The organism is Stenotrophomonas sp. SRS1 (assembly GCF_026130205.1).
In the GTDB taxonomy this organism is placed as follows: Bacteria; Pseudomonadota; Gammaproteobacteria; order Xanthomonadales; family Xanthomonadaceae; genus Stenotrophomonas; species Stenotrophomonas rhizophila_B.
The window spans coordinates 571,788-587,961 of sequence record NZ_JAINFD010000003.1 but is presented as its reverse complement, the minus strand read 5'-3'; the positions used below and the strand labels follow the sequence as shown (position 1 = coordinate 587,961).

Sequence of the window (16,174 nt, the reverse complement as noted above, 5' to 3'; positions counted from 1 at the left end):
GAGCCCCCAGGGATGGGTTTACGGCGCGTCCTGGGCAGGGCTGCCCGCCAGCCTTCAGGCAGTGGACGCATGGACGCCGTCGCTTTCGCTTTCGCTTTCAATGCAACGGCGCCCCAAACTCACGCCTCCCGAAGCGCCAACGCCGGCGGCGTATGCAGAATCCGCCGCGTCCCCCACCAACCAGCCAGCATGCTCAACAGCACACCCAACGCACCGCCCACCACCAACGGCCCCCACGGCGGACTCAGCGTCAACTCGAACACCTGCCGCGCCACCACCGAGCCCAGCAGCGCCGCCGCGCCCACCGCCAACAACGCCGACAACAGCCCGAGCGCACCGAACTCCACCAGCACCGCACCGCGCAGCTGACGGCGCGTCGCCCCCAGCGTCCGCAGCACCGCACTGTCGTAGCGCCGCTCACCGGCCGTCGCCTGCAACGCCGCCAGCAGCACCAGCAGCCCGGCCAGCAGACTGAACCCCATCACCAGCTGCACCGCCTGGCTCACCCGATCCACCACCTCGCGCACCCGCTCCAGGATGCCGTCGATATCCAACAGTGAAATGTTCGGGTACTCCCGCGTCAGCCCGGCCAGCGCCGGTGCCTGCGCGCGTGGCAGATGGAAGGCGGTGATCAGGTTGTACGGCGCATCGGCGACCGCACCTTCGTTGAGCAGCAGGAAGAAGTTGACCCGGAACGAATCCCAGTCCGCCTTGCGGATGCTGGTGATCGTGAAACTGCGCTCCTGATCGCCCATCTGCAGCGTCACCGTGTCGCCCAGCGTCATCCCGTAGCGCTCGGCCCAGCCCTGCTCGATCGAGGCCTCCGCCGCCGTGCTGCCGGCCTTCCAGAACGTCCCGCTGAGCAGCGTATTGGCCGGCGGGAAATCATGCCGCCACGAGAAATTGACCGGCCGGTTGGCATCGTCATCCTCGTTGCTGTTGTCCTCGCGTGCCTGCCGCTGCGGCGGCCGATCATTGACCGCCAGCAGGCGACCGGTGCTGAACGGCTCGATGCCCGGTGATGCCACGCCCAGCCCACCCAGCGTGGCCAGCACGGCATCGCGCTGCTCGGGCTGGATGTTCATCAGAAAGTAGTTCGGCGTATCGGTCGGCAAGCGATCGCGCCACTGCGCCAACAGCCCCGGACCGATCACCGACAGCAGCAGCAACGAACACAGCGACAGCGACAGGCCGACCAGTTGCATCACCGCCAGCCCGCGGCGTCGCGTCAACGAGGCCAGCCCCAGCTTCCAGCGTCCGCGCAGGCGCGGCTGCAGTCCACGCAGCAGCCACAGCAGCAGGGCACCGAGCGCGCCGGCCAGCGCCGCCAGCGCGGCCAGCCCGCCCAGCACCCACGCGGCCAGCTTTACATCGCCGGTGGCCTGCACGGTCAGCGCGACGGTCGCGGCCAGCGCAGCGGCATAGACCAGCATCGAGCTCGGCGGCAGCGCGGCGAAGCTGCGGTTGAGCACGCGCATCGGCGGCACGCTGCGCAGGCGCAGCAGCGGCGGCAGGCCAAAGCCCAGCAGCAGCACCAGGCCGATGCCCGCACCACTCAGCGCCGGTGTGGCCTGCGGCAGCGGCAGGCGGTTCGGAATCAATCCACCCAGCGCCTGCACCAGCCCGGCCTGCGCGGCCATGCCCAGCCCGATACCCACCAGGCAGGCCGGCACCGCCAGCATCACCAGCTGCAGCGCCATCGCGGTGAGGATGTCGCGCTGGCGCGCGCCCAGGCAGCGCAGGATGGCGACCTGGTCGATGCGTCGCATCGCGAAGCGGTTGGCGGCCAGCGCGGTGGCGACACCGGCCAGCAACACTGCCAGCAGCGCGGCCAGCGAGAGGAAACGCCCGGCCAGATCGAACGCGCCGCGCACGCCGCGCTGGGTATCGTCGATCCCCACGATGCGATAGCCCTTGGCCTGCGGCGTGAGCCACTCGCGGAAGGAGGCGATCTGCGCAGGCTCACCGGCGAACATCATCCGGTAGGAGGCGCGGCTGCCCGGCCCGAGCAGGCCGGCGCGATCCACATCGATGCGGTTCACCAGCAGCGGCGGCGACAGCTGCATCAGCTCACCGGAGGTGTCCGGCTCGGCCTGAAGCACGCGGGTCACGTTCAATGTGCCCGCGCCGAATTCCAGTGCATCGCCCACCTGCAGGCCAAGCGCCTGCATCAGGCGGGGATCGGCATACGCTTCGCCCGGCGGCGGCGTTCCTGCGGTGTCGCTGGCGCTGTCATGCAGCGTGCGGCTGACCCGCAGTTCACCGCGCAGCGGGTAGCCATCGGCGACCGCCTTGATGTTGGCCATCTGGCTGTCATCGCCATGGAACAGCACGCTGGGGAAGCTGACCATGCGCGTGTTGGCCAAGCCGCGCTGGCGCGCTGCATCGGCGAAGGTCTGCGGGATGTCTTCGCGGCCGCTCAGGCCCAGGTCGCCGCCGAGCATCTCCGCTGCGCTGCCGGTCAGTGCCAGGGTCACGCGGTTGACCAATGTCCCGACGGCGGTCATCACCGCCACGCCCAGCACCAGTGCGGCGAACACGGTCAGCAGATCGCCGGCCAGGAATTCGCGGCGCAGCGCACGCGCTGCATGGCGCACGACGTTCATGCGCCTGCGCCGGCAACGGTGTCGGCCAGGCGGCCACCGTCGAGCTGGTAGATACGCTCGCAGCGCTGCGCCAGGCGCAGGTCATGGGTGACCAGTACCAGGGTGGTATCGCTGGTGGCGTTGAGCGCGAACAACAGGTCGCTGATCTGCTGCCCGGTGGTCTGGTCCAGGCTGCCGGTCGGCTCATCGGCGAACAGGATGCGCGGCCGCGCCACGAACGCGCGGGCCAGCGCCACCCGCTGCTGCTCGCCACCGGAAAGCTGGCGCGGGTAGTGACGCGCACGATGGCCCAGGCCGACCTGTTCCAGCACCTCGCGCACCCGCACTGGATCTTCGCGGCCAGCCAGTTCCAGCGGCAACGCGATGTTCTCTTCGGCGGTCAATGCCGGCAGCAGGTGGAAGCTCTGGAACACGAAGCCGACCTCGCGTGCGCGCAGCTGTGCGCGGGCTTCCTCATCGAGCGTGTTGAGCTCGGCACCGGCCAGCGCAATGGTGCCGTGGCTGGGCAGGTCCAGCCCGGCGAGCAGGCCGAGCAGGGTGGTCTTGCCCGAACCTGAAGCGCCGACGATGGCCACGCTCTCGCCTTCATGGACGGTCATGTCAATGTTGTCCAGTATGTGGACTTCACCCTCCGGGCCACGTGCGGACTTGCCCACGTTGTGGGCGGCGATGGCGACGGGCGCGCTGCGGGGGGACAGGCTGTCGATGAGGATTCTCCAATGAACCAAGCAAGTGGAATGGGCCGCGTGGCCTCGATGGGCTGGCTGCTGGCAGGGTTGCTGCTGATGCCGATGCTGGCCTGTGCCAAAGGTCCGGACACCCGTGCGGCGGTGCTGGTGGTCGGCGACAGCCTCAGTGCCGCCCACAATATCCCGGCCGCGTCGGGCTGGGTAAACCTGCTTCAGCAGCGGGTCAAACAACAGATCAAGGCACCGCCGGCGATCATCAATGCCAGCATCAGCGGCGAAACCACCGCCGGCGCGCTGACCCGCCTGCCGGGCCTGCTGGAAAAGCACCGCCCGTCCGTGGTGGTGATCGAACTCGGCGGCAACGATGCGCTGCGCGGGCTGACCCCGGCCCAGCTGCGCGGCAACCTGGAAAAGATGATCGTGGCCAGCCAGAAGGCGGGCGCCAAGGTGCTGCTGCTGGGCATCGACGTGCCGCCCAACTATGGCCCGGCCTACCGCCAGCGCCTGCGCCAGACCTACGCTGAGCTGGCCAAACAGTACGACGTGCCGCTGCTGCCGTTCCTGCTTGAGGGGGTGGCCTTGAAGCCGAATCTGATGCAGGCCGACGGGCTGCACCCCACCGCGGCTGCGCAGCCGCAGGTGCTGGACAACGTCTGGCCGCTGCTCAAACCCCTGCTTTGATCGGTGTGTGAGGAACTTCACACCGCGTCCACTGACGATGCGGCATGTTTCACAAAGCTGAAGAAAGAGGGAATCCCATGCGTCAGACAAAGGAGACCTCCGGCCTGGTGCTGGTGGTCGAAGACAACCGTAATATTTCCGAGATGATCGGCGAGTACCTGGAAGGGCGCGGCTTCGAAGTCGACTACGCTCAGGATGGGCTGGACGGTTATCGTCTGGCGGCCGAGAACAGCTACGACGTGGTCGTGCTCGATCTGATGCTGCCGCGTCTGGACGGCATCGAAGTCTGTCGCCGCCTGCGCAACGACGCCCGCAAGTCCACGCCGGTGCTGATGTTGACCGCGCGCGACACGCTGGACGACAAGCTCACCGGCCTGGGGTTCGGCGCCGATGACTACCTGACCAAGCCGTTCGCGATCCAGGAACTGGAAGCCCGCCTGCGCGCGCTGATCCGCCGCGAGCGTCGCCAGGTCGGCTCGGAAGTGCTCAAGGTCGCTGACCTCGTGCTCGATCCGGTCAGCATGCGCGCCACCCGTGCCGGGACCGAACTGCAGCTCTCGCCGATCGGCCTGCGCCTGCTGACGATCCTCATGCGCGAATCGCCGCGTGTGGTGACCCGCCAGGAAATCGAACGCGAGATCTGGGGCAATGGCCTGCCCGACTCGGACACCCTGCGCAGCCATCTGTACAACCTGCGCAAGATCATCGACAAGCCGTTTGATCGCCCGCTGCTGCATACCGTGCAGAGCGCCGGCTACCGCATTGCCGATATCGCCCAGCCGATGAGCTGATGGGCGGTCGATCGCCGCTCGGCCGCCTGCGGGCGGCATGAGCGATCCGATCCTCCGATACCCTCTGGAGCATGACGGCCCGGCATCTGCCGGGCCGTTGTCATGGTTTGCACGATGGACTCACGGCAAGCTTTCCTATAATCGCCGCGAACCGCCCTGGACCCCGTAATGCCGCACGGTCTGCCGCGCAAGATCCGCATCGTCTTCATCCTCCAAGCCGTGCTCGCCAGCCTGGGCATCCTGCTGGGTGCGTGGCTGGTGTCGTTGGTGATCAAGCACAGCCTGGTCAGCAGCGCGCTGCAGGAAGAGGCCGGGTACTACTGGCAGCTGCACGAGGCCTCGCCGGTGCAGCCGCCGCCCAATACCCAGAACATCCGCGGCTATCTGCTGGAGACCGGGCAGTCGCCGCTGAGCCTGCCGGCCAACCTGCGCACGCTCCCCCCCGGCTTCCATGAGCTCAAGGACGACGACCAGCTGGTGTTGGTCGATGCGCGGCCGGAAGGTCGCCTGTACCTGGTGTTCCTGCGTTCGCGTGCGGAAATGCTGGCGTTCTGGTTCGGCGTGGTGCCGGTGCTGCTGACCCTGCTGGCGGTCTATGGCGCCTCGTGGATCACCTACCGCGCCTCCAAACGTCTGGTGTCGCCGGTCAACTGGCTGGCCCGCCGCGTCTCGCGCTGGGACCCCGGGCACCCGGAAGCAGCCGACCTGGCGCCGGCCAAGCTGCCGGCCGACATGCAGGGCGAGACCCGTCAGCTGGCCGCCGCGCTGCACTCGCTGGCCACCAAGGTCACCGCGCACGTCGCGCGCGAGCGCAACTTCACCCGCGATGCCAGCCACGAGCTGCGCACCCCGCTGACCGTGATCCGCGTGGCCAGCGACATGGCGCTGGGCGACCAGGACATCACCCCGCGCCTGCGCCGCGGCCTGCAGCGCATCCAGCGCGCCGGGCGCGACATGGAAGCGGTGATCGATGCCTTCCTGATCCTTGCCCGCGAGGCCGATGTCGAGCCGCAGATCGAGCTGTTCGACGTCAACGAGATCGTCCGCCACGAGGTGGACAATGCCCGCGAGCTGATCGCCGGGCGGCCGGTGGAGATCCATCTGCACAGCAGCGGCCCAGTGATGCTGCACGCACCGCCGCGGGTGTTGCAGGTGGTGGTCAGCAACCTGCTGCGCAATGCCTGCAGCTATACCGATGAAGGGCGGATCGACGTTGATGTCGAAGAGGATCGCGTGGTCGTGCGCGATACCGGCATCGGCATGTCACCCGAAGCGCTGGGCCGCGCCTTCGAGCCGTTCTACCGCGCTGAGCCCAGCCGCCCGCAGGGGACCGGGCTGGGGCTGTCGATCGTACGCCGGCTGTGTGACCGCTTCGGCTGGAAGATCGGCCTGACCAGTGAGCCGGGGCAGGGCACCCAGGCCACGATCCACTACCGTTGAGTCGGGGAGGCGCCGCGCCTCCCCGGATCGCTCAGTTGCACTGCACCTTGGGCGCCAGCGCCGTGCGCCAGATTGCGTAGCCTTCGGGCGTCATGTGCAGCATGTCCTCGCGGAACAGCGCGGCACGCGGCTGGCCATCGGCACCGAGCATCGGCGTGTAGACGTCGGTGTAGCCGGTGTTGGGCAGCGTGGTCAGCGCGGCCTTGATCAGCCCGTTGGCTTCCACCACCGCGGGCAGCAGGTTCGCGCGCGACGGGCTGGGCTTGATCGAGATGACCTCCACCGTGGTCTTGGGCAGGTCGCGGTGCACGCGCTGCACGAAGGCCACCACGTCATCGCGGACCTGGGTCGGGCTGCGGCCGCTGTTGAGGTCGTTGTCGCCAGCGTAGAAGAACACCTTGCAGGGCGCATACGGGATCACGATGCGGTCGGCGTACCAGGTGCTGTCGCGCACTTCCGAGCCGCCGAAGCCGCGGTTGAACACCGGCTGGCCCGGGAAATCGGTGGCCAGGCCCTCCCACATGCGGATCGAGGAGCTGCCGATGAACTCGATGCCACCGCGCGGCGGCGGGTTGGCCGCGTCCTGGGCCGCGAACTGCGCCATGTCGCCGGCCCAGGCCACGTTGGAGACCTGGGTCGGTACCTGCGGTGCGGCGGGGGCCGGGGTGCGTGCCAGGGCGGGCAGGGTGGCGCCCAGGGCAAGGGCGAGCAGAAGGGGACGGGCACGGCGGTGCAGCATGGACGACTCCTGTGGTGGGGCGCCCGAAGGCGCCCGGACGGGTAGGCATTCATCATAGAAGCTGCCCCCGCGCCGCGCTTTACCACGGACGGGCGTTGGCCGCCTTCGACAATGCCCCGGCCGGCTTATGGCAAAATGAGCGATTGCCTGCCCCATTCAGCGATGCCCATGACTGTCTGCCGTGTGCTGTTCCTGCCGTTCCGGCCCGCATTGCCGACCCGGGTGATTGCCCATGGCGGATGAAATCGGGCACCTGCCGCGCGGCCCCAAGCGTATTTTCAAGGCCGCCGTGTGGTCGTGGCAGGGGCTGCGTGCGGCCTGGCTGCATGAGTCCTCGTTCCGGCTGGAGGTCTACCTGCTGATCGTGCTCGCTCCGCTGGCGCTCTGGCTCGGCCAGACCCCGGTGGAGCGCGCACTGATGATCGGCTCGGTGCTGCTGGTGCTGGCCATGGAACTGGCCAACTCGGCGATCGAGGCGGTGATCGAACGCTACGGCGCGGAGTTCCACGAGCTCGCCGGGCGTGCCAAGGACATGGGCTCGGCCGCCGTGTTCGTGCTGATGATGAACGTACTGGTGTGCTGGGTCCTGATCCTGCTGCCGCAGATCTTCTGACGTAATACTTCTGACGCGTCACGCGCGTCATCCCCCCTGTAAGGATGGAAGTCCATGTTCCTTGAGTTGTTGTCCGACCCCAATGTCTGGTTGACCCTTCTGACGCTGAGCGCACTGGAAATCGTGCTGGGCATCGACAACCTGGTGTTCATCTCGATCGCGGTGAGCAAGCTGCCCGAGGCGCGTCGTCCGTTCGCACGCAAGCTCGGCATCGCCGTGGCCTGCATCACCCGCATCCTGCTGCTGGTCTCGCTGGCCTATCTGGCACACATGCAGGCCAACCTGTTCACGGTGGCCGGGATGGGCATCTCGATCCGCGACCTGGTGCTGATCGTCGGTGGCCTGTTCCTGATCATCAAGGGCGGCATGGAAATCCGCGAGCTGATCACCGGCGGTGAGGACGAAGATCCGACCACCACCAAGGCCTCTGCCGTGTTCGGCATGGTCATCGCGCAGATCGCCATCATCGACATCGTGTTCTCGCTGGACTCGGTGATCACCGCCGTCGGCATCGCCGAGCATGTGCCGGTGATGGTCGCCGCGATCCTGCTCTCGGTCGCGGTCATGCTGCTGGCCGCCAACCCGCTGGGCCGCTTCATCGACGCCAACCCGACCGTGAAGATGCTGGCCCTGGCCTTCATCCTGCTGATCGGCGCAGTGCTGATCCTCGATGGCCTGGATGTACATGTGCCCAAGCCCTACATCTACGCCGCGATGGGCTTCTCGGTGCTGGTGGAGTGGCTGAACCTGCTGATGCGCCGCCGCGCCGTGGCCCACCACGTGCCGGGTGCCGGCAACTGGTAAGGGGGTAGGGGGAAGCGGCAGCCCCCTGACTCAGGGGCGTGGCTGGTTACGCGGGCTTTACTGCAGGCGTGGCATGCTCCGGATCCCGTTCATCGAGATCCGGAGCCGGCCATGCGATCGTTCTCCCGTTTGTTGTGCCTGGCCGTGCTGGCCTCCCTGTTGTCCGGTTGTGGCTACAACGCCATCCAGCAGAAGGATGAGCAGGTCAAGGCCGGTTGGGCCGAGGTGCTCAACCAGTACAAGCGCCGCGCCGATCTGATCCCCAACCTGGTGCAGACCGTGGAAGGCTATGCCAACCAGGAACGCCAGGTGCTGACCGATGTCACCAACGCCCGTGCACGCGTGGGGCAGGTCAACGTCAACGCCGACGATGCCGACTCCCTCAAGCAGTTCCAGCAGGCCCAGGGCGAGCTGAGCGGTGCGCTGTCGCGCCTGCTGGTGGTCACCGAGAACTATCCGAACCTGAAGTCCGACCAGGGCTTCCGCGATCTGCAGGCGCAGCTGGAGGGCACCGAGAACCGCATCACCGTGGCGCGCGGCCGCTACATCCAGATGGTGCAGGACTACAACACCTACATCCGCCAGTTCCCGCAGGTGATCACCGCCAAGCTGTTCGGCTATGCGACCAAGCCGAACTTCACGGTGGAGAACGAAGCGCAGATCTCGCAGCCGCCGGCGGTCAAGTTCGGTTCGCAGCCACCGGCCCCGGCGCCTGCACCACAGGCGCCGCAGCAGCAGCCGCAGCCGGCGAACTGAGCCCGTGACCATGCGCCTGCTGCGCTGCCTGTTGCTGCTCTGCCTGGCGCTGGCGTTGCCTGTCTGGGCGCAGACCCAGGCGGCGATCCCGGCGATGTCCTCGCCGGTGGTCGACACCACCGGCACCCTGGATGCGGCGCAGATCCAGGCGCTGGAGGCGCAGGCGTTGGCGTTGCAGCAGCGCAAGGGCAGCCAGCTGCAGATCCTGATGGTGCCGACCACCGCGCCGGAAACCATCGAGCAGTACACCCAGCGCGTGTTCGAGCAGTGGTCCATCGGCCGCAAGGGCGTGGATGACGGCGTGCTGCTGGTGGTGGCCAAGGACGATCGCCGGGTCCGCATCGAGCCGGGCTACGGCCTGGAAGGCGCGATCCCGGATGCGATCGCCAACCGGGTGATCCAGGAGTACCTGGCCCCGCGTTTCCGTAGCAACGACTATGCCGGTGGCCTCACCGACGCCAGCGCCGCGCTGGTCAAGCTGATCGACGGCGAGGCGCTGCCCGCGCCGGTCAGCACGCATCGCACCCAGGACGCCCCGGCGGGTGGCAACTGGACGATGGCGCTGGGCATCGGCCTGTTTGCCGGTCTGTTCCTGCGCGGCATCCTGGGCTGGCTGCCGCGACCGCTGCGCGCGCTGGCGAGCGGTGCCGGGGCCGGGGTGGCCGCGTTCCTGTTCACCTCGCTGGTGGTCGCCAGTGGCGCGGCCGCCGTGGTGGGGCTGCTGGTCGGCCTGACGTCGGCCGGTCGCGGCGGCGTGTTCGCACGCAGTGGCGGCTGGGGTGGTGGGGGCTGGGGCGGTGGCGGGTTCGGTGGCGGCGGGGGTGGCTTCGGCGGCGGTGGAGGCGGCTGGGGCGGAGGGGGTGGACGTTCGGGAGGCGGTGGCGCCTCGGGAGGCTGGTGATGCGCTGGCTCCGGCACGTGTTCTCCCCGTCGGTGCGACGCGCCTTCCCACCCGCACATCTGCAGGCGATCACCGATGCGATCACCGCCGGCGAGCGGCGCCACGGTGGTCAGGTGATGTTCGCGGTGGAAGCGGATCTGGCGCTGGCCGCGTTGTGGCAGGGCATCACCGCGCAGCAGCGCGCTGAGCAGGCCTTCGCCCAGTTGCGCACCTGGGATACCGAACACAACAACGGCGTACTGATCTACCTGCTGCTGGCCGACCATGCCATCGAGCTGGTCGCTGACCGCGGCCTGCGCGGGCGCATCGGTGAGGCGCAGTGGCACGCGATCTGCGCGCACATGCAGCAGCGGCTGCGTGAGGGTGCCCTGCAGGAGGCGGTACTGCTGGCGATCGAAGAGGTTTCGGACCTGCTGGCCGGGCACTATCCGCCGGTTCCGGGGTCACACGATGACGGCCTGCCGGACACGCCCCAGATGCTGGGCTGAAGCCCGGCAATCGCGCGATCGCGGCCGCCGCGAGGCCGCTCCCGGGCGGCGCTAGAATATCGGCATCCCTGCAAGGCGCCCTTCATGATCTATTTCCACGATATCGACCCCATCGCCATTTCGCTCGGGCCGATCAAGGTGCATTGGTACGGCATCATGTACCTGCTCGGCTTCACCGCTGCCTGGTGGCTGGGGCGCAAGCGGATCGCGGCCGGGCGCCTGCCCGGGGTCGATGCCAACGGCTTCTCCGATCTGCTGTTCTACGCGATGCTCGGCGTGGTTGTCGGTGGCCGCGTGGGCTACATGCTGTTCTACGCGACCTCGGAATTCCTGCACAACCCGCTGCTGCTGTTCAAGGTGTGGGACGGCGGCATGAGCTTCCACGGTGGCCTGCTCGGCGTGCTGCTCGCCGCGTGGTGGTGGTCGCGCAAGCATCGCCTGCATCTGTTCGACACCCTCGATTTCGTCGCCCCGCTGGTCCCGTTGGGCCTGGGCTTCGGGCGCATCGGCAACTTCATCGGCGCCGAGCTGTGGGGCAAGTACACCGACGGCAGCTGGGGCGTGGTGTTCCCGAGCGGCCTGCCGGCGCCGTTGAACGGGCTGGATCTGACAACGCTCAAGGCCGAGTTCGCCACCGGCGCGCTCAACCAGTACGCCCGCCATCCCTCGCAGCTGTATGAAGCGCTGCTGGAAGGCCTGGTGATGTTCCTCGTGCTGTGGGTGGTGTCGGCCAAGCCGCGCCACCGCTACGTGATCGCCGGCCTGTTCGCACTGATGTACGGCATCTTCCGCTTCGCGGTGGAGTTCGTGCGCATGCCGGACAATGGCGTCTATCTCGCCTTCGACTGGTTCACCCGTGGCCAGCTGCTCAGCCTGCCGCTGGTGGCCTTTGGCCTGGTGCTGCTGGCGTTGTCGCGTCGCGCACCGGTCCTGCAGCCTGTGCTGCCGGTCGCCCCTGAAGGCGCCAAGGCATGAAGACCTATCTCGATCTGCTCGCACATGTGCTGGAGCACGGCACGGAGAAATCCGACCGCACCGGCACCGGCACGCGCAGCGTGTTCGGCTGGCAGATGCGCTTCAACCTCAATGACGGCTTCCCGCTGGTCACCACCAAGAAACTGCACCTGCGCTCGATCATCCATGAGCTGCTGTGGTTCCTGAAAGGCGATACCAACATCGGGTATCTGAAGGACCACCAGGTGCGGATCTGGGACGAGTGGGCCGATGCCAACGGCGATCTCGGCCCGATCTACGGCAAGCAGTGGCGCAGCTGGGCCACCGCCGATGGCGGGGCGATCGACCAGATGCAGTGGCTGGTGGACGAGATCAAGCGCAACCCGGATTCACGCCGGCTGGTGGTCAGCGCCTGGAACGTGGGCGAGCTGTCGCAGATGGCGTTGATGCCGTGCCACAACCTGTTCCAGTTCTATGTGGTGGACGGCAAGCTCAGCTGCCAGCTTTACCAGCGCAGCGGTGACATCTTCCTCGGCGTGCCGTTCAACATCGCCAGCTATGCGCTGCTGACCCACATGGTGGCGCAGGCGACCGGGCTGGGCGTCGGCGATTTCGTGCACACCCTGGGCGACGCGCACCTGTACTCGAACCACGTCGAGCAGGCCCGCGAACAGCTCGCGCGTGAGCCGCGCGCGCTGCCGAAATTGTGGCTGAACCCCGACGTGACCGATCTGTTCGGTTTCCAGTTCGATGACATCCGCATCGATGGCTACGACCCGCACCCGGCGATCAAGGCCCAGGTGGCGGTGTGAGCAACACGCGCATGAAGCTCTCCCTGATCGCCGCGCTGGACACCGACCACGGCATTGGCCGTGACAACGACCTGCCATGGAAGCTGCCGGACGATCTCAAGCGCTTCAAGGCGCTGACCGTCGGCAAGCCGATCCTGATGGGGCGCAGGACCGCGCAGTCGCTCGGCCGTGCCTTGCCGGGCCGGTTGAATCTGGTGCTGACCCGCAGCGGGCAGGTGCCGTTCGACGGCATGCACGCGGTGGCCTCGATCGAGCAGGGGCTGCAGGCAGCGGGCGCTGCGGGGGCGGAGGAGCTGTGCGTCATCGGCGGCGGCGAGATCTATCGCCTGGCCATGGCCCAAGCCACCGATCTGCACCTGACCTGGGTACAGACCACTGTACCAGCCGATACCCATTTCCCGCCCGTCGATCCGGCGCTGTGGGTGGAAGTGGCGCGCGAACACCATGCGGCCGACCAGCGGCACGCGTTCGCGTTCGATTTCGTGGATTACCGCCGCGCCTGAGCGCGCGCTGCAGGCAGGCCGGTCGTACTGACCGGCCTGCGGATCATTCGGCGTCGCTGGTGACGTCGTTTTTCTGCGGCTGCTGCTCAGCGTTCTGCGCGGGCTTCGCGCCCCCGCCTTGTCGGCCCTGGCCACCACGGCCACGGTCGCGCCCTTGGCCTTGCCCCTGCCGCGGCGGACGCCCGTTCGGCTGGGCACCCTCGGCAGTCAGTCGGCGTGCCGGCGGACGCGGCGCGGACACCGGCTTGGGCACATCGCGGCCCGGCACCTGCACCACGCGCAGTTCGTCGGTATCCAGCTGCAGTGCGGTGAGCTTGCCACCCCAGACCGCGCCGGTATCGATCGCATGCACGCCCTGGGTGATGGTCAGGCCCAAGGCGGACCAATGCCCGCAGACGATCTTCAGATCGCGCTCGGCGCGGCCCGGCACCTCGAACCAGGGGTACAGGCCCTGTTCCTGCGTGCCCGGCGTGCCCTTGTCTTCGATCCCGATCCGGCCCCGCGGCGTGCAGTAACGCATGCGGGTGAACAGATTGATGATCGCGCGCGAGCGGTCGTAGCCGGCCAGGCCGGGTGACCAGCTGGGCTTGTCGCCGTACATGTTGCGGAACAGCTTGCGGTAGCCGCTGCCGTGCAGCTGCTGCTCGACCTCGCGCGCATGCTTTTCGGCCAGCTGGGTGGTCCACTTCGGGGCCAGCCCGGCGTGGATCATCATCCAGCCCAGCTCGCGGTCCACATGGGCCAGCTTCTGCAGGCGCAGCCAGTCCAGCAGCTCGTCGCGGTCCTCGGCCTGCACGATGCGCAGCAGGTCCGGATTGACCTTGCGCTGCTCTTCCTCGGTGCGTGCACCGACCGCGAGCAGGGACAGGTCATGGTTGCCCAGTACGATCACGCTGCTCTCGCGCAGCGAATGGACCAGGCGCAGGGTTTCCAGCGACTGCCCACCGCGGTTGACCAGATCGCCGCAGAACCACAGCTTGTCGACCGCGGGGTCGAACTTGATTTTTTCCAGCAACCGCTGGGTGACGTCGTAGCAGCCCTGCAGGTCGCCGATGGCCCAGACACTCATGCGTGCGCCTCCATCAGTGCAGTGTGCGCGGAACGGTCAGGACGAACGGCGCGATGGGGGCGGCGAACTCGGTGCCGTCGTCGGCCACCATGTCGTAGTGCCCCTGCATCGTGCCGTGCTCGGTCTCCAGCATGACACCGGAGGTGTAACGGAAGTCTTCACCGGGGCGCAGCCGCGGCTGCTCGCCGATCACCCCATCGCCGTCGACATGTTCGATGCGGCCATTGGCATCGGTGATCCGCCAGTGGCGGGCCACCAGCCGTGCCGCGACGCGGCCCCGGTTGAGGATGCGGATCGTATAGGCGAACGCGTAGCGGCCGTCCTCCGGGGTGGACTGGTCATCGAGGAAGCGGGGGGCGACCTCGACGGAGATCGCGTAGTTTGCAGCGTCGTTCATGCAGGCAGTTTAGTGAATGTTGTGCACGATGAGATGAGTGCTGCCAAGCTGGCAGCGCCCCCGTCATGGATGTCAGGCGGTTCCACGTGCGCGCGGCCGGTGAGGGCCACGAGGTGGCGCGCTCAACCTTGCGGCGCGTCAGCCTCGTACGGGACGTTGGCCAGCGCGATGAACTGCGCCACGTCCAACTGCTCGGCACGGGCATCGCTGCGCACACCGGCCGCCTCGAACTGCTCGGGCGTGCACACGTTCTGCAGCGCATTGCGCAGGGTCTTGCGGCGCTGCCCGAAGGCGGCCTTGACCACATGGGCAAAGCGTTTGCGGTCCAGGATGCCGACCGTGGCCGGATCCCGCGGGACCAGTCGCACCACCGCCGAATCGACCTTGGGCGGCGGGCGGAACGCACCCGGCGGCACCACGAACAGCGAGGTCACCTTGCAGAACGCCTGCAGCATCACGCTCAGTCGGCCATACACCTTGCTGCCCGGATCGGCGGCCATGCGGTCGACCACTTCCTTCTGCAGCATGAAGTGCATGTCGGTGATCACCGCGGCGTGGTCCAGGGCATGGAACAGGATCGGCGAGGAGATGTTGTAGGGCAGGTTGCCGACCAGGCGGATCGGGCTGCCGGCGGCCAACTCGGTGAAGTCCACCTGCAGCACGTCGCGGTGGATGATGGTCATCTCGCCCAGCGGCTCGGCGGCGGCGGCCAGCGGGCCGACCAGATCCCGATCGAACTCGATCACGGTCAGCTTCGGGTGGCGGCGCAGCAGCGGCAGGGTGATCGCGCCCTGGCCGGGGCCGATCTCGACCAGACGGTCGCCGTCTTTCGGGCTGACCGCCAGGACGATCTTGTCGATATAGCTGCGGTCGGCGAGGAAGTGCTGGCCGAGCTGCTTCTTGGCGGGGCCGGAGAAACCGGGGGCGCCGGAGGAGGAATACGAAGAAGTCATGACACCAGTGTACGTTGGCGCGCCAGCCGGGCACACAGCGCGGTGGCAGCGAGGAGGCTGGAAGGGTCGGCCACGCCGCGGCCGGCCAGGTCCAGGGCGGTGCCATGGTCGACCGCGACGCGCGGGTAGGGCAGGCCCAGGGTGATGTTGACGGCCTGCTCGAAGCCGCTGTACTTGAGCACCGGCAGGCCCTGGTCGTGGTACATGGCCAGCACCGTGTCGAACCCGGCCAGCTTGGCCGGCAGGAAGGCGGTGTCGGCCGGCAGTGGCCCGACCAGGTCCATGCCCTGGGCGCGCAGGCGCTCCAGCAGCGGGATGATCAGGTCACGTTCTTCGCGGCCCAGGTGGCCGTCTTCGCCGGCGTGCGGGTTGAGCCCGAGCACGGCGATGCGCGGCGAGGCCAGGCCGAAATCGCGCTGCAGGGCGTCGTGGACGATCTGCAGGGTGAGTGCCAGACCATCGGCCGTAATCGCATCGGCGACCGCCCGCAGCGGCAGGTGGGTGGTCGCCAGCGCCACGCGCACGATGTCATTGGCCAGCATCATCACCACCGGCGAACGGGCCTGGTCGGCCAGCAGTTCGGTGGTGCCGCTGTAGGCGATGCCGCCCTCGTTGATGACCGCCTTATGCACCGGGCCGGTGACCACGCCGGCGAGTGCACCGGACAGGCAGGCCTGACCGGCCTGACGCAGCGCGCCGATCACGGCCCCGGCGTTGGCCGCATCCGGCGTACCGAAGCGCGACGGCACGGCATTGGGGACCGCGCGCAACGGCAGATCGCCCGGCTGGCGGGCGATGGCATCTTCAGGCAGGAGCTGCAGCGGCAGCGACAGCGCCGCGGCGGCGGCGTGCAGGGTATCCGGGTCGGCGAAGGCGAGCAGCCGGCAATCAGTGCGCGGCTGCTGGATCAGACGGAGGCAAAGCTCCGGGCCGACCCCCGCCGGCTCGCCCGGGACCAGCGCGAGCTGCGGGAGCATC

The 16,174-nt window shown here is 68.1% G+C and carries 18 protein-coding genes; 11 read left to right on the top strand and 7 right to left on the bottom strand.

Annotated elements, in window-relative coordinates; translation table 11 throughout:
• Positions 1-119 precede the first annotated feature (119 nt).
• Both K4043_RS13530 and K4043_RS13525 read right to left on the bottom strand, forming a co-directional pair.
• Complete coding sequence (locus K4043_RS13530) at positions 120-2,606, bottom strand: FtsX-like permease family protein (protein WP_265309602.1); 2,487 nt, start codon at positions 2,604-2,606, stop codon at positions 120-122.
• Entirely contained in the window at positions 2,603-3,205 is a 603-nt protein-coding gene (locus K4043_RS13525; RefSeq protein WP_123728383.1) for an ABC transporter ATP-binding protein, read from the bottom strand. Before K4043_RS13525 ends, K4043_RS13530 begins: the two co-directional genes overlap by 4 nt.
• Before the next feature lie 120 nt (positions 3,206-3,325).
• Here K4043_RS13525 and K4043_RS13520 point away from each other — a divergent pair, with 120 nt between their 5' ends.
• The 3 genes from K4043_RS13520 to K4043_RS13510 all read left to right on the top strand — a co-directional run bounded on the left by K4043_RS13520 (position 3,326) and on the right by K4043_RS13510 (position 6,207).
• A complete protein-coding gene (locus K4043_RS13520; protein WP_265309601.1) occupies positions 3,326-3,976 on the top strand; it encodes an arylesterase in 651 nt (216 codons plus the stop codon).
• 77 nt (positions 3,977-4,053) lie between these two features.
• Complete coding sequence (locus K4043_RS13515) at positions 4,054-4,767, top strand: response regulator transcription factor (RefSeq protein ID WP_019182442.1); 714 nt, start codon at positions 4,054-4,056, stop codon at positions 4,765-4,767.
• A gap of 168 nt (positions 4,768-4,935) precedes the next feature.
• Positions 4,936-6,207: a HAMP domain-containing sensor histidine kinase gene (locus tag K4043_RS13510; RefSeq protein ID WP_123728384.1), complete on the top strand. Its 1,272-nt coding sequence runs from the start codon at positions 4,936-4,938 to the stop codon at positions 6,205-6,207.
• A gap of 31 nt (positions 6,208-6,238) precedes the next feature.
• On the opposite strand, the gene K4043_RS13505 is transcribed toward K4043_RS13510, so the two are convergent.
• Entirely contained in the window at positions 6,239-6,946 is a 708-nt protein-coding gene (locus K4043_RS13505) for an SGNH/GDSL hydrolase family protein (protein ID WP_265309600.1), read from the bottom strand.
• A gap of 232 nt (positions 6,947-7,178) precedes the next feature.
• On the opposite strand from K4043_RS13505, the gene K4043_RS13500 reads away from it, so the two are divergent.
• The 8 genes from K4043_RS13500 to K4043_RS13465 all read left to right on the top strand — a co-directional run bounded on the left by K4043_RS13500 (position 7,179) and on the right by K4043_RS13465 (position 12,777).
• Entirely contained in the window at positions 7,179-7,559 is a 381-nt protein-coding gene (locus tag K4043_RS13500; protein ID WP_019182439.1) for a diacylglycerol kinase, read from the top strand.
• Positions 7,560-7,613: 54 nt separating this feature from the next.
• The gene (locus tag K4043_RS13495; protein ID WP_123728386.1) at positions 7,614-8,363 is read left to right on the top strand and encodes a TerC family protein; all 750 of its coding nucleotides are present in this window, start codon (positions 7,614-7,616) and stop codon (positions 8,361-8,363) included.
• Between the two features lie 111 nt (positions 8,364-8,474).
• On the top strand, positions 8,475-9,119 hold the full coding sequence (locus K4043_RS13490) for a LemA family protein (protein WP_265309599.1): 645 nt from the start codon (positions 8,475-8,477) through the stop codon (positions 9,117-9,119).
• A gap of 4 nt (positions 9,120-9,123) precedes the next feature.
• Positions 9,124-10,020, top strand: coding sequence for a TPM domain-containing protein (locus tag K4043_RS13485; RefSeq protein WP_265309598.1), 897 nt, complete (start codon positions 9,124-9,126; stop codon positions 10,018-10,020).
• The gene (locus K4043_RS13480; RefSeq protein WP_123728389.1) at positions 10,020-10,508 is read left to right on the top strand and encodes a TPM domain-containing protein; all 489 of its coding nucleotides are present in this window, start codon (positions 10,020-10,022) and stop codon (positions 10,506-10,508) included. Before K4043_RS13485 ends, K4043_RS13480 begins: the two co-directional genes overlap by 1 nt.
• 84 nt (positions 10,509-10,592) lie before the next feature.
• Positions 10,593-11,483, top strand: coding sequence for a prolipoprotein diacylglyceryl transferase (lgt, locus tag K4043_RS13475; protein ID WP_265309597.1), 891 nt, complete (start codon positions 10,593-10,595; stop codon positions 11,481-11,483).
• On the top strand, positions 11,480-12,274 hold the full coding sequence (locus K4043_RS13470) for a thymidylate synthase (protein WP_265309596.1): 795 nt from the start codon (positions 11,480-11,482) through the stop codon (positions 12,272-12,274). The genes lgt and K4043_RS13470 overlap by 4 nt, the downstream gene beginning before the upstream one ends.
• A gap of 11 nt (positions 12,275-12,285) precedes the next feature.
• Positions 12,286-12,777, top strand: a complete 492-nt coding sequence (locus tag K4043_RS13465) for a dihydrofolate reductase (RefSeq protein WP_265309595.1) — start codon at positions 12,286-12,288, stop codon at positions 12,775-12,777.
• 43 nt (positions 12,778-12,820) lie between these two features.
• Here K4043_RS13465 and K4043_RS13460 read toward each other — a convergent pair whose 3' ends face one another.
• From K4043_RS13460 to pdxA, 4 genes are all read right to left on the bottom strand, one after another.
• Positions 12,821-13,846, bottom strand: coding sequence for a symmetrical bis(5'-nucleosyl)-tetraphosphatase (locus K4043_RS13460; protein WP_265309594.1), 1,026 nt, complete (start codon positions 13,844-13,846; stop codon positions 12,821-12,823).
• A gap of 13 nt (positions 13,847-13,859) precedes the next feature.
• Entirely contained in the window at positions 13,860-14,243 is a 384-nt protein-coding gene (gene apaG, locus K4043_RS13455; protein WP_121042792.1) for a Co2+/Mg2+ efflux protein ApaG, read from the bottom strand.
• 122 nt (positions 14,244-14,365) lie between these two features.
• Entirely contained in the window at positions 14,366-15,196 is an 831-nt protein-coding gene (gene rsmA, locus K4043_RS13450; protein WP_152154483.1) for a 16S rRNA (adenine(1518)-N(6)/adenine(1519)-N(6))-dimethyltransferase RsmA, read from the bottom strand.
• Positions 15,193-16,173 (bottom strand): 4-hydroxythreonine-4-phosphate dehydrogenase PdxA, encoded by a 981-nt coding sequence (gene pdxA / locus K4043_RS13445; RefSeq protein ID WP_265309593.1) that lies wholly within the window; start codon positions 16,171-16,173, stop codon positions 15,193-15,195. The genes rsmA and pdxA overlap by 4 nt, the downstream gene beginning before the upstream one ends.
• Between the last annotated feature and the right edge of the window lies 1 nt (position 16,174).

Excerpts from the sequence above, each read along its gene's own strand:
- K4043_RS13500 (WP_019182439.1), top strand. The coding sequence starts at position 7,179 with ATGGCGGATGAAATCGGGCACCTGCCGCGCGGCCCCAAGCGTATTTTC.
- K4043_RS13460 (WP_265309594.1), bottom strand. The coding sequence starts at position 13,846 with ATGAGTGTCTGGGCCATCGGCGACCTGCAGGGCTGCTACGACGTCACC.
- K4043_RS13470 (WP_265309596.1), top strand. The coding sequence starts at position 11,480 with ATGAAGACCTATCTCGATCTGCTCGCACATGTGCTGGAGCACGGCACG.
- pdxA (WP_265309593.1), bottom strand. The coding sequence starts at position 16,173 with ATGCTCCCGCAGCTCGCGCTGGTCCCGGGCGAGCCGGCGGGGGTCGGC.
- K4043_RS13480 (WP_123728389.1), top strand. The coding sequence starts at position 10,020 with ATGCGCTGGCTCCGGCACGTGTTCTCCCCGTCGGTGCGACGCGCCTTC.
- K4043_RS13520 (WP_265309601.1), top strand. The coding sequence starts at position 3,326 with ATGAACCAAGCAAGTGGAATGGGCCGCGTGGCCTCGATGGGCTGGCTG.
- apaG (WP_121042792.1), bottom strand. The coding sequence starts at position 14,243 with ATGAACGACGCTGCAAACTACGCGATCTCCGTCGAGGTCGCCCCCCGC.
- K4043_RS13510 (WP_123728384.1), top strand. The coding sequence starts at position 4,936 with ATGCCGCACGGTCTGCCGCGCAAGATCCGCATCGTCTTCATCCTCCAA.
- rsmA (WP_152154483.1), bottom strand. The coding sequence starts at position 15,196 with ATGACTTCTTCGTATTCCTCCTCCGGCGCCCCCGGTTTCTCCGGCCCC.
- K4043_RS13525 (WP_123728383.1), bottom strand. The coding sequence starts at position 3,205 with ATGACCGTCCATGAAGGCGAGAGCGTGGCCATCGTCGGCGCTTCAGGT.
- K4043_RS13465 (WP_265309595.1), top strand. The coding sequence starts at position 12,286 with ATGAAGCTCTCCCTGATCGCCGCGCTGGACACCGACCACGGCATTGGC.
- K4043_RS13490 (WP_265309599.1), top strand. The coding sequence starts at position 8,475 with ATGCGATCGTTCTCCCGTTTGTTGTGCCTGGCCGTGCTGGCCTCCCTG.
- K4043_RS13530 (WP_265309602.1), bottom strand. The coding sequence starts at position 2,606 with ATGAACGTCGTGCGCCATGCAGCGCGTGCGCTGCGCCGCGAATTCCTG.
- K4043_RS13505 (WP_265309600.1), bottom strand. The coding sequence starts at position 6,946 with ATGCTGCACCGCCGTGCCCGTCCCCTTCTGCTCGCCCTTGCCCTGGGC.
- K4043_RS13495 (WP_123728386.1), top strand. The coding sequence starts at position 7,614 with ATGTTCCTTGAGTTGTTGTCCGACCCCAATGTCTGGTTGACCCTTCTG.
- lgt (WP_265309597.1), top strand. The coding sequence starts at position 10,593 with ATGATCTATTTCCACGATATCGACCCCATCGCCATTTCGCTCGGGCCG.
- K4043_RS13515 (WP_019182442.1), top strand. The coding sequence starts at position 4,054 with ATGCGTCAGACAAAGGAGACCTCCGGCCTGGTGCTGGTGGTCGAAGAC.